Annotated in this window: 14 protein-coding genes; all 14 read right to left on the reverse strand. The window is 37.5% G+C overall.

The features are described from left to right. Nucleotides 1-322: 322 nt before the first annotated feature. The 14 genes from QNI15_RS20350 to QNI15_RS20415 all read right to left on the reverse strand — a co-directional run bounded on the left by QNI15_RS20350 (nucleotide 323) and on the right by QNI15_RS20415 (nucleotide 12,168). Entirely contained in the window at nucleotides 323-667 is a 345-nt protein-coding gene (locus QNI15_RS20350; RefSeq protein WP_314033231.1) for a hypothetical protein, read from the reverse strand. Between the two features lie 8 nt (nucleotides 668-675). After that, nucleotides 676-1,149 carry a hypothetical protein gene (locus QNI15_RS20355; RefSeq protein ID WP_314033232.1) on the reverse strand — a complete coding sequence of 158 codons (474 nt, stop codon included), beginning with the start codon at nucleotides 1,147-1,149 and terminating at the stop codon, nucleotides 676-678. Next, a complete protein-coding gene (locus QNI15_RS20360; protein ID WP_314033233.1) occupies nucleotides 1,146-1,739 on the reverse strand; it encodes a conjugal transfer protein TraO in 594 nt (197 codons plus the stop codon). The genes QNI15_RS20355 and QNI15_RS20360 overlap by 4 nt, the downstream gene beginning before the upstream one ends. A 24-nt stretch (nucleotides 1,740-1,763) precedes the next feature. Beyond that, a complete protein-coding gene (gene traN, locus QNI15_RS20365) occupies nucleotides 1,764-3,029 on the reverse strand; it encodes a conjugative transposon protein TraN (RefSeq protein WP_314033234.1) in 1,266 nt (421 codons plus the stop codon). Nucleotides 3,030-3,046: 17 nt separating this feature from the next. Further along, nucleotides 3,047-4,411: a conjugative transposon protein TraM gene (gene traM / locus QNI15_RS20370; protein ID WP_314033235.1), complete on the reverse strand. Its 1,365-nt coding sequence runs from the start codon at nucleotides 4,409-4,411 to the stop codon at nucleotides 3,047-3,049. Between the two features lie 18 nt (nucleotides 4,412-4,429). After that, on the reverse strand, nucleotides 4,430-4,711 hold the full coding sequence (locus QNI15_RS20375) for a hypothetical protein (RefSeq protein ID WP_314033236.1): 282 nt from the start codon (nucleotides 4,709-4,711) through the stop codon (nucleotides 4,430-4,432). A gap of 34 nt (nucleotides 4,712-4,745) precedes the next feature. Beyond that, complete coding sequence (locus tag QNI15_RS20380; protein WP_314033237.1) at nucleotides 4,746-5,876, reverse strand: hypothetical protein; 1,131 nt, start codon at nucleotides 5,874-5,876, stop codon at nucleotides 4,746-4,748. A 132-nt stretch (nucleotides 5,877-6,008) separates the two neighbouring features. Further along, a complete protein-coding gene (traK, locus tag QNI15_RS20385) occupies nucleotides 6,009-6,656 on the reverse strand; it encodes a conjugative transposon protein TraK (RefSeq protein ID WP_314033238.1) in 648 nt (215 codons plus the stop codon). 53 nt (nucleotides 6,657-6,709) lie between these two features. Continuing rightward, nucleotides 6,710-7,753, reverse strand: a complete 1,044-nt coding sequence (locus QNI15_RS20390; protein WP_314033239.1) for a hypothetical protein — start codon at nucleotides 7,751-7,753, stop codon at nucleotides 6,710-6,712. 57 nt (nucleotides 7,754-7,810) lie between these two features. Further along, complete coding sequence (locus QNI15_RS20395) at nucleotides 7,811-8,308, reverse strand: hypothetical protein (RefSeq protein WP_314033240.1); 498 nt, start codon at nucleotides 8,306-8,308, stop codon at nucleotides 7,811-7,813. A 37-nt stretch (nucleotides 8,309-8,345) separates the two neighbouring features. Continuing rightward, a complete protein-coding gene (locus QNI15_RS20400) occupies nucleotides 8,346-10,925 on the reverse strand; it encodes a TraG family conjugative transposon ATPase (RefSeq protein ID WP_314033241.1) in 2,580 nt (859 codons plus the stop codon). A gap of 56 nt (nucleotides 10,926-10,981) precedes the next feature. Further along, nucleotides 10,982-11,362: a DUF4133 domain-containing protein gene (locus QNI15_RS20405; RefSeq protein ID WP_314033242.1), complete on the reverse strand. Its 381-nt coding sequence runs from the start codon at nucleotides 11,360-11,362 to the stop codon at nucleotides 10,982-10,984. A 26-nt stretch (nucleotides 11,363-11,388) separates the two neighbouring features. Then, a complete protein-coding gene (locus QNI15_RS20410) occupies nucleotides 11,389-11,589 on the reverse strand; it encodes a hypothetical protein (RefSeq protein ID WP_314033243.1) in 201 nt (66 codons plus the stop codon). Nucleotides 11,590-11,658: 69 nt separating this feature from the next. After that, the gene (locus QNI15_RS20415; RefSeq protein ID WP_314033244.1) at nucleotides 11,659-12,168 is read right to left on the reverse strand and encodes a hypothetical protein; all 510 of its coding nucleotides are present in this window, start codon (nucleotides 12,166-12,168) and stop codon (nucleotides 11,659-11,661) included. Nucleotides 12,169-12,176: the final 8 nt, after the last annotated feature.

Consider the following 12,176-nt stretch of genomic DNA (forward strand, 5'->3'; position numbering starts at 1 on the left):
CATTGATCAGGCTTATCAGTTATAGAACCTTTATTATTTTAAAATTCATCATTATGAAGTACAAATCCCTGGTATTTATAAGATCAATATGGACAAAATTGTTGATAAATCAGAAATGTGATTACGAATATTATAGATCAAACATAGTTCTATAAATCAGCTTTCTGATCCAGGCCTGTTATAAAAAAGGCCTGGATCAGAAATCCAGGCTTTTAACCAATCAGGTCGCATTTGTTTATTTTTAGATCATACTACATATGTTTGCGCCCTGATCTGATCTTTAATTTCTTTTCAAGTGAGATAGTAATCTTCCCATGGATTTTTAGTGTGTTGATTGCTTTTTTAAAAGATATAAGGCTTCTGTATTTTTAAGCAACCTGTGTTGAGCAATCACCTCATATCCAATCTTTACCAATAGTTGTCTAATTAAGTCTGCATTATAGTGATTCTGAATAGTACCATCCATAACACAGATAACTCTCGAGTATGTAAGTCCATTTACCATCGCCCATTTTTGTAGCGTCTGATTCGCATTAACAATGTTTATTAATTCCTGTCTGATAATTGATATACACTGTGTATAGGACTTTATGCTAAAGTGAACAGGTTTATCCGATTGTAAATTCGGTCGGGAAAAGGTTTGTATCAGATTTATCGGGCTGTGCATATGATCGTTCAGGGTATAGTGATGGAAATAGATGTTGACTTATACTTATTCAGACGATCAGAGCATACCATGTTCACAGTATATGTTCCTGCCTTTGGTTTAAATGGTACTACCTTTAATAAGGTCGTATATTCATTCAATTGCTGATACGAAATTTCAATCCAGTCTCCAGAACGAAACTCCTCATTACCATAGAAAACCGATCCATCCAGGCCTTGGGGAAAAGTGACAATAAGCTTGTAATTTTCTTTTGGAGCCTGAAAGTCAAGTTGCTTAACATAAATTTCTGCATATAATGTGTCTTTAGTGGAGGATTCAACTACTCTGGCCAGAAAATTAAATTCAGGAACAGCTGTGTTCTGATCTACCGGATTGACTTCTAGTTTTTTCTGACAACTTGCCACTAGTATCACAACTATTAGATACCTAAAAATGGTTTGCAGTACACATATTTGAGGGGTACTCAGATGTTGTATTTTCATTGTTTGAAGTAGTTAAAGCGAAAACCAAGACCATACACAAAATGAAAGTTCTGAACTTTGCTGGAAGGCAGATAATTTGCCTTTCCATAAAGTACCAAAGCCACCCGGTAAGAAAGGTTAATTTCACCCATTAAACCACCTGCAATACCTATAATCATTTTATTCAGATTCTCCTTGATTTCTATATTTCCTTTACTGCCGGCATTCGCCCTCTCATATCCTCCCAAAACAGTGAAGGCAGGATTTATATAAAGAATTCGATCCAGCGTTTTAAATCCTTTTGGAGCAAATGTGCCTTCCAGAAGGTATTGATCAACCCGAATCAGCTCATTCTCCAAGCCATCGCTGTTGAAGGCATAAAATTTCATTTGTGTAGATACTCCTGCCTGCCAGATCCCTTCTTTTCGCCCATATTTTCCAAAACTAATTTTTGCCCAATACCCTGTATTATCCGTCTTCCGGAGTTGTGTGCCATCTAATAGTCCTGTGGCTATCTCTACAAAGCGTTGTCGTGGCTGGTGAATTTGAGCCTTAGCTAAGAATGTCATCCCGCTAATAAGCATAAGTGTCCCTATATATTTTATAATCATCTTAGTACAGTGTTATAGTGTGGTTTATAAACCTTTTGCCCTGATGATGACATCTGAATCAATTTCAAATCTGAGATGCCGACCTCCCTTGTTTTCATACACCTGAATTTCCAATATCTTTTCTTCTCCATAGGTTACCATAGGTAAAGCAAACACAAGTGATCGCTTTCCCTGGTGAGGAATAGTAGTTGGTACAGTGGGATACTGATGAAATGTTGGTAGTTCGAATTCCTGATAAGCCATTCGTTTGGTAACATCACGATCTTTAAGAAAGAATTTGAAGAAGTCAATTTCGTAATCAATATCTGATCGGTTCTCAAAGAATACCTGTAAAAACATCGTCTTTTCATGTACATAAACTCCAGTGAGTAGAAAAGACATACGCATCTTCATTACTCCTACATTATGTACAAAACGCCTATTATAGATCACCTTCTTGGACAAGTCTTTGAGCTCTTCAGATGAAAGAATATTATCTGCAAGCGTAACTCCTTCTGGCGTTATTGAGCGTATGATTCCTGTTTCCTGTGCATATTGAGCGTCCTTCTCTACGTTTCCGGCAATGCTTATATTGAGTTGCAATGGAGATGGATTATAATCCACAAGAAAGGGGTAGTATTTTCCTTCTTCGGTAATAACAACAAGTGTAGTTTGCTCAAATCCTTTAGTATTTGCTTTAACACGAAGTACATTTTCAGAAGGTTCTGCTTTATCTGCTACCACAGCTGAGGAACCAATGTCTACATATAAAATCTTGGAAGGAAAAATGATATGAGTAGTTTTATCATAACAAGTTTCCAACGGATAGGATGCCCGGATTGCCTTATCAGCAATGGGTAAAATATAGGGAGACTTGGGAGCCTTCTGCTCAAAAAGCTTTTCTGCTGTGCCATACTTCTCTGCTGTTGTACTAACTGTTGAAGCCGATACTTTTCCTACATTTGTTTTGTCTTTACTAAGTACATCTTTGTTACCTAAGTCCTTAGTACCATTAGACTTTGATCCCTTAGAGGAGGCCTGTGGGTTATGACCCTGACTTATTTGAACTGAGTGAATTTGAGCTTGACTTATCTGAGCTGAGTGAATCTGAGCTGATAGGGGTAATGTCAAAACACCAAGTGAAAGTGCTGAATATAGCAGTCCCGAGTAAATCAACTTTGAGTAAACAAACTTTGTATAGGCTAGCTTTGAAGAAAGCTTTGTTAAGCTTTGTTGCAATTGGAAATCCTGATTTTCAATACTTTGAGCTGCATTACTCTGATCCTGAGTCATCATTTGGAAAAAAATCATGTGCTGTTCCATAGGGGTTAATTTTGTTCTTGTTTGAGATAAATGCGGTAGTTAGGCCGTATAATTGCTTTTTGCTGGCTGATTTTGCGGGAAGCAAGTGACCTTGCTCCATTTATGGCCAAATTCACTCCCTGAGAGGCTGTTTGTCCAACCACCATTTCTCCAACATTGGCACCAGTGGGAACCATGTAGGGCATATTTATCGATCCTCCACTTACAGTTTGTGATCCTGTTTGTGCAATCTGTTGTTTGACTGCCATATTAGGTACATAAATACCCGCATGACCGTCTATATCATATGCCATTAATTTGACAGGAATAATACTGCTTTGAATTCGGATAGAAGAAATCATTACATGAACACGTTCTCCACTAATACCACACTCTCCACTTAAAATTGAATTTTTTGGCAGGATGAATTTTCCTACCTGTATGTCTTGAAGTAACCTTAATTTTATTGTAGACCCATTTGTTACTGTTACATTATCTGCATCTCCATGAATAACAGCCTCAATTGAATTAGGGACAGGTTGAGCTGCGACCATTTCAGGTTTTTTGCGTTCACCTTTCAGACCATAAAATGAGTTTTGATGAGCGGTTTCTTTTGGAACCTCAACATATTTATCCAGATTTGCCACGGTAACAGGAGTGATTGCTATAGATCCATGAGCAGTACCAGATTTGTGAGCATAAGTGGAACGCTCACTTTCTGATGTATTTGCTGACATATCTGAATCTGGATCTAGCGAATATGCATCGAGCGAATATGGTTCTGATCTTTGCTGCTCACGGTTAAGGTTTTCCATTTGACTTACTGCCATCTGTTCCATTCTGGCAGCTCTTTCCAGTGCTTCATCTCGTGACCTGCGTTCGGCGATATCATGAGCAGATAAAGCAGCAGGTTTTGTAATCTGGCTGATGGTGTGTTTGTTTTGATTATTGGTTTGGTCTAACTGCTGGCTGTAATATTTGCGTACATCTTCCCGGTTTTGCCAGACAGGTTCTCTCACACCGTTTTTTCTGGCAATCTCTTCTATTGACAGATCTTCATTTGATGCAATACCAAATTGTTTAGCTGCATTTTCTTTTTTTTGCTTTTCTTCCAGAGACCCATAAGTTTGAGAGAAAAAGGTAGAATCAGTTGCTTTATCCGTACTCAGATTTGCGTTATCATACTTATTTGCTTTAATCTGATCTTTAGGGATCTCCGGAAGCTGTGCATCTAAAGTGTTGCTGGCCTGGAGTTGTTCAGCTTCAGAATTATAGGAAATAAATCCAGTTGAAATTCCTATTGCGGCAATGGCAACCATTGCAATAACACTTGACTGAGGAAGATTCAGGGCCTTTGTGACTAGAGTTGAGAGTCCTTTGCTTTCTTGCATAGTAATTATACAAAGTGATTATACAAATAATGAAACTAATGTGATTAAGGCGTAAAGAAGTACTATCCCCAACAGAGATAGTACCCAGATATTCCGTGTTCGTATGCTTACTCTATTCTGCCATTCTTCCAATGCTGTAGCCATTTTCCTGGTTAGATAGGTAATGCAGTCATTAATCTTTCTGGAAAATGGAGTTGTCCTCTCAGATACCGATGCCATTTCAGATACAGATGCTATCTCAGATGGAGGTGACTGGTGTTGGGATGACTGTTGATGAATAAAACTTTTTTCGTCTGGCATACAATACGTTGTTTAATACTGATAATAAACTTGCTTACAATTGACCGTTATCCAGTTTATTGAGAAGTACAGTCATCCATTCCTGTTCTGACAGGCCAGGGGGAGTCTCCATTACAAAGTATGCTTTCTGAGTTCCCAGAATTTTTAGATCCTGTTCATGTTCTTTAGTCCATGCCTCTAGCAGATCTTGATAAAACATTATTTTGGGATCTTTGGGATTTGGCTTTTGAGGCATTGGATCATTAACCAGATTCTGTATTGCAGTTTGTTTTGCCTTCGGATTGTTTGGATCAGTAAGCCAGGCCTGTTCTTTTTCAGTTAATGCATCCGCTTCATTACGTGCCTGTTCATCTAATTTTGATAAGTCAGGTCCTTGGGAGCTATATTCACCAAAATCAATTTGTGCTGCAGATCCGGACCCGTTTGTATTTCGGGACACCGCATACAAACTCATGGTCTTAAGCCGATCATTGGTTGTACGACATCTTTTTAAGGACATATATTCAATTCCGGATACAAAAGCTTTCAGCCGAGCCGAAGATGCAGCTGCATCAGAATGAATTTTCATGATGAACTGCATCCTTTCCGAACTATTCATTTCAACCAAATTTGCTTTAATACCAGAACTTAAGTCTTTAAGTAGCTTTGAGTCCTGTTGAGCAAGTTTATTAAGAGTAGAATAGAAGCTTGCCACTTCAGAAGGACTAAAATGTTTATCTTCTGCTATGACATTCAAGGATTTTTTGTAAATGTCAACAGAGGTCTGAATAAACTCTGCCGTTTCCTGAATACGTCTGAATTGCTGTACACCATTATGTACTTCTTTCAGCTTTTCAACAACTTTGGTTGCTTGTTTAAATGCTTCACTATTGATAATCTTTGAAGCAGCCTGGATGGTTTGACTAATGGTGTTGATAATTGAATTGTAAAAATCAGCTACAACCATTTGTGAAAACCCGGCACTGCTGATCCAGGAAAAAAGAAAGATTAACATGACTTTACGCCAGTGCTTTCTATGCCCCATTATTCCTTGTGCTTTTGTTCCACGCATTTTAGGCGAAGCTTTTGCCTGCTCTGACCTTGTTCGCTGTTCTCTTACACGCTGTGCTCTTGCATGTTTAGATCTTCTGTGATCTGTTAAGGTAGTTGAAATGTGTTTGTACATAAATTTTAGGATTTAGTGAGTACTATTTCTAAAAGTCGGAAGACAGATAGACACATTGGGGTAGTCGTTTTACGACTACTTTTAGATTGTGAAAGTAGTTTCTTTACAACTACTTTCTAAGCAAAAAAACATTTATTTAACCTCACTTGAGAACTTCTTACTTTCCAGAATGCTAAAGTTTTGCATAAAGAAACCATTAGGATTTTCCTCTGTACGACCAGTTTGCTGACCTGAGACCAGATCTACCAAATCACAGGATGTAACTAGAATATTTGTTAAAACAGAGGAGGCACGTGTAATCTTGACCTTTCCATACATGATAGCTTTGTAAGGAGAAGAATTCATATTGATAACAAGGCTGTCTTCTTTAAAGCTTTGCAGCATGTTATTACCAATCAGTTGGTTGTAAAAGTTTTTCTCAGTATAAAGTTCAAAAGGAAGAAGAATGCTTTTGTCTCCCAGATATTCTGCTCTTCTTTTATTGTATTGAATTGATTTTGGATCAGGAACTACATTGAACATTAGATCATGATAAAAACGGATGTGGTGTTTTGCTTCTGCTTCTCTATGATCAGAAACCGAACTTGCGTGCAATTCTACAACGGCTCCATTCTTGGCTGCAACAGCATACACCTTCGTAGCATTGGATTGTACATATGTGAATGAATAATATACCACAACAAGAACAATAAGGGTACAGGCAATAACAAAGATTATCGAATTGTACTTCGTCTTTTGGAAAGCCGTTTCAAGATTTCGAAGTGATTGTAGTGACTCCATATAAATTGAATTTGATTAACTACTGAACATATTAACTACTGAACATAAATTGGTTAAGCTGATTTTTTGCTTTTTCTAAAAGGAGACGTTATTATTCGACCCGCTCCCTGTAAGCCCCTCAGTCCGCCTTGTAATGTGTTTGCTCCAAGGTTTTTAAGTGCAATAACTCTTTGACCGGCAGTTGATGCAGTTGGTCCTACACCACCAACAGATAAAGCCATATTGGCCATAGTTGGAACATAAAAATAGCCTACAATGGAAACAAAGATTACAACTATATACATACCCGTCTGACCTGTTTCCCATTCAAGAGAATTTTTGATAAAGGGTAATTGTAAATGATAGGTAAAGATGGTATAGGCTTTACAAATCAATAACATCAGCATTGCATTGATGTATTTGCCAAACCATTCTGCTGCATTGTTGGAATATCCATCATAAATAGCAAACGCAAATGCCAAAGGTGCAACAAACTTTAAGGTATTTGTCAAAAATAAAGAGAGCAAAGTGATCAGAAAATATCCTATCAGCCCAGCACCATCAAAAATAGTTACCATAAATTTTACGGCCGCCTCCTGGATAGCATCAATAGCGTCTTCCCACATATTACTCATAAAAACACCGCCGAGGGCTCCAATAGGATTCAATACCGCTCCATTATTAACTGAACCATCTTCATTTTTGAAAGCATTCAGATATCGATCTGCCTGTACTTTCTCTCTTGCCTGAACGAGCAGTAAATATCGTTTTTCACGTACTATCAGAGCATTATCAATGCTTGCCCGTGAGGCAGCCATTTGTCCATCGAGCATTGATTTACTATTAATTTCTCTTGCAATTTTATCTAAAGTACTTCCAATCTGAGAGCTAAAAATAATTGCAATCAAAAGAACAAATGGACGCATCAAAGGAAAAAAGTTTATAGGTTCTCCATTCATTAGCGGCCCCCAGATTCTTGTAAAAATATAAACTGTTGCTCCAATCATTCCTATTGCCTTGGCAGCAGTCTGAAATGCGCCTAACTGAAGAAAACTTTCTGAAGCTTCATAAGCCGCTTTGAAAGAATTATTAATCGAGTCATAAATTGTTGTTTCCATGTGTCTTTCCCAAAGTAGAATTTCCCGTAGTAGGTTTTCCCTGTTAAGTTTTCCTATTTATTTTCGGTTGTAAACAGTTGTGTCAGATGTGTTTTTTTCCCAATCGTAATAAATTTCTGTTAAAGTGCTTCCTGTCTGATCGAGGCTGAGGATAGAAAACTTTTTTTGACCATCTACTTTCTTACTTGATAAAACATCTTTCGATGGATCATACCAATAATAGACAGCGCCGTCAGTATTTGTGTTAGCAAATAAACTTACAGCAAGTAATCCTGGTTTATCAGGATCAGTCCGGATGACAGTTTTCAAATCCGGATCGAATCCAGCAATAAACTCTCCCTTGAATTTTTCCCCACCCTCCAGTAGTGGCTTTTTTTGTCTTTCATCAATATCAATAGCAGGGTTTGCCACTGGATTTATAAGTATGGAATCATTTTTTGTCGATTTTTCATCTGAGCATGAATATAGACCTATGCTGAAGGTAAGGGTTAGTAGAATCAGAGCATGAATAAGCAATGATCTAGAGATGTAAAAATGCAAGATTTCATTTTTCATATACAGTTTCTAAAGAATGTGAACAGTTGATTTGTCCTTATCTGTCAATTGTTGTGTCTACTTCTGAGTTGATCATAGATCTACCACCGTTACTGCTGCCTTTGATATTGCTGCCTTTGATATTGCTGCCTTTGATACTGTTACCATTGATATATGCTTCAATGGCTTCTGAATAGTTACCTAGTTGAGTCTTTAGATTTTCTATTGCTTTTACTTTTTCTTTATCAGTTGTATAAGTAGCAAAAGAGCCTTTTCCGACCTCAACTCCATACACTTTTGCATGTCCCTTCCATGAAATAAGAGCTTCTTTGTACTTTCCCCGTGTTTTATCCAACCCTTGATTTACTGACATGAGAAGTGCAGTTGTTTCATCTGTAAGTCCAAGGATTTGTTGTACCAGATCTGATTGTTTCTTGTATTTGGAAAAGTCAAGTAAAATCTGAATATCACTGTTTTTAATGATTGCTTCCTGTACTAAAGGTGATGTAAGATCGCTTGGTTCTTGTGTTACACTAACAAGGCTACCAAAATGTTTACGAGCAGTTTTAGCGACCCATTTCAGAAACTTTGCAAATCTTGGATCTGCTACCAATCGCCAAGCTTCCTCAATAACAAGCATAGAAAAGACTGATTTGTCACGCATTAACTTTCTAACATACAAATTCATAATTGCAATTGTTGTAACGGTATGCAGGGTTGGATTATCTTTAATATTATCCATCTCAAATACTACAAAGCGCTCGCCCAGTAGTTTGTTTATTTGATTATCAGGACCTGCATTTAATAAATACCCTAAATATCCATCCTTATAAAAGCGACGCATTACAAACTCAAAGTTCAAAAGGTCTATATCTTTCTCTCTTATTTCAAAGGATTTGGCCTGGGGGATAAATACTTCTCTGAAAAAGTCAAAAAAGCTATCAAAGCAAGGGAATATAGTAGAGTTAGCATTTTCGATGTGTTCATAGAAAGCATTGATTATGTTCTCTAAACCTACTTCTTCTGATTTGGAAACCGGCTCATCTTCCTGTTTCCATAGGGCAAGCAATAATGAAACTATATTCTGTTTGCTTTCGACTATATCCTCTAACTTCATTGTCTTAGTATCAAAGTAAAAAGGATTAAAAGAAAGTGGATTATCTTTGTCGAAGTTCACATATACCCCACCGAGTTGGTAACACAAACGTTTGTAGCTATTTCCGGTGTCAACCATAATAATATCAGTTGACTGTTCCAGAAGATGATAGAGCAACAAATTTACCAGAAAAGATTTACCAGATCCGGATGGACCAACAACTAGTGCATTTCGATTGTCAATAAGACCAAGTTCCTTTGGTTCAAGAAAAATGTCTACTGATACAGGCCTGCCCATACGATCAACCAACTTTACCCCATTTTTATTGTAAGGCTTATCTGTATAGTTACTTTCCAGGGCTAGTATACAGGCGGCTTCACTGGAAAAGCACATAGCCAGATTATCTTTTCCTATTTCGCCTGCGTTTCCAGGAATGCAGGACCAGTACAATACAGCAGCGTCATGTACAGCATTGCGTGGTGTGAAGCCCATTTGAGTGAATCCTGCAGTTACTTCTGAACGTTGTTTAAGCATTTTCTCATGCGAGCCACTCCAGGTCAGGACATTGGCATGAACACGAATAACTCTTTCATTTGATTCAACTGCTTTTTGAATAAAAGACAGTTTAAATTCCAGATTTTTTTCGTTTTGACGACTATTTATCGAGAAGCTATTCATTCGATTAGCTTCTGCTTCCAATTTTTTAATGATCTTTTGGGAATTGTCTATATAAAATATCTGATTGTATATATGATTAAATGGTAAGCTCATTCCAACCTGATAACCCAGACTTCCCCAGATAGTATGATTTCCCAGTCGGTATTTTTCAAGTGTGGTATAGTTTGAAATAGAAGAGGGAAATTCTTCTAACTCTCCAATGCTACAGACGCTGCAATACTGGCCATTTACTTTAAGCTCACCTACTAGATCTATATCGCTTATGGCCATCTCACTTGGTGCAAGGGTAAAGTATTTTTGATAAAGACTTTTTTCAGTAAGCTGATAATCTAACTCTTCATCTGTTAGCCTTCTTAGGTTAAAAAGTTTGGAGGATTCGAGGTTGTATGCAAACTGTGATGCCACCTCTTTTATTCTATGTACATACGTAGGATCCAGTAACTGATTAGGCACTAAACGTGGGGAAAGAAGAAAAGAGTGACTGCTTTTCTTTTTCAGAATCTGTTCTAAAGGTCGTGTTATAAAAAGGAAGCATCGATGAGTTACATACTCCCTGTTGTGAAAATTGCGCTCATCTCCTTTGCTTAACAGTGTTGGACTCTCAGGATACTTGTTGATTTCTCCCTTGTATTTTTCAACTAAATACCAATCCTGTTTGTGTATAATCATGTTTTCTTCAAAGCCTCTTAAGGCAGAAGAAAATACCTGATGCATTCTGTCGTAGTCGCTACTTGAGAGAGTAAAGATTTCGGGCATGGTCAGTTCAAATGGGACTGTCAGATCTCCGTTTTTGCTGATAATGAGTCCATTTTCTATTGCCATAATGGGAAATACTTCCTCTATTTTACGTTTTTTAGTTGCCATTTTATCTTTAGAAAAAGGTGAGATAACTATTTTAAAGTCAGATTATGAGATTGAAATCATTGAACTTTATTTCTACCCAAACCATTGATGCTTACAACATCCTTCATGCTTCCAAGACCATTGTTACTCTTATTTCGAATCAAGGATTCAGGTCTTTTCATTATCACATAGTGAGGTAGTTTCTTTCTGACTGTTTCCCTTTCTAAACCCCATCTGCCATATTTTTTATTACAAGTAAAGCTGATGTATGTGACAGATGCTGCTGCTGCTATTGTAATGATTCCTGCAAGTGTTGAAGAGGGAAGAATAACAAAAAGTATTAGCCCAAAAATCAGGCAACAGGCTAATCCAATCAGAAGTCCAAATACATACTTTCCCCGGAGGCCTTGAAATTCTATTTCATTTTCTGCACCTCGTATTACTTCAAATTCAGCCATAGTTATAGGTCTTAGTTGTAGTCTTTTTAGTTCAAAAATGCGCTTAACAAATAAGAGAATCCAAATACGGCACCAAATCCTTGTGCCATATTAAACAGACGTTCTTCAACTTCTTCACCCATATACATTTTGATGGCAATCTTTCCACCTGCAATCATGAGTGCGATAAATGAAATAAGTTTGCATGCAAACAAAAGCTCGTTTTGAATTTTGAGTAATTCACCCATAGTGGTATATTCATGATGTTACAATTGGTTTAGGGTTCTATATCCAAATCTAGGGTTCTATATCCTAGTTTAAGGTTCTATATCCATTCCGAAATCCTCGGGATCTGCATTCGGATTGTTTACAGTACCGTCCAGCTCTGAACCTGTTGATGGCAGCTTAGGTGTGTTCTTTTCATTTTCCCCTTTATTGATCAGATCTTCAATTTTGGCGTCATCTACATAACCTGAACCCTCAGTTTTGACAGGTTCAATCGGGGCTGACATAACTACATCATTTACTCCTTTTCTAAGTAGGATTGTGCTTAGGATATTAGGGAAGATGGTAATAAAAACAATTCCCATACCCCATCTATAAAAGTGGGAGTTGAACTGCGCTTCACCTCGTTGGAACATACGGACAAGCTTAACAAGCATTAGTAAAGCCGCCAGGTAACAAGTCAGCGTAATTAACGGGACAATATTAGCACGTTCCTGCTGTAGAAAGCGGGAGGTAAACTCTCCTACTACTGTTTGGCCTACTACTGTTTGCAGGTATATAGTATATAGAATCTGAGTATATAAAGGCTGAGTATACAGCATCTGAGAAT

It is taken from the genome of Xanthocytophaga flava (assembly GCF_030068545.1).
In the GTDB taxonomy this organism is placed as follows: domain Bacteria; phylum Bacteroidota; class Bacteroidia; order Cytophagales; family 172606-1; genus Xanthocytophaga; species Xanthocytophaga flava.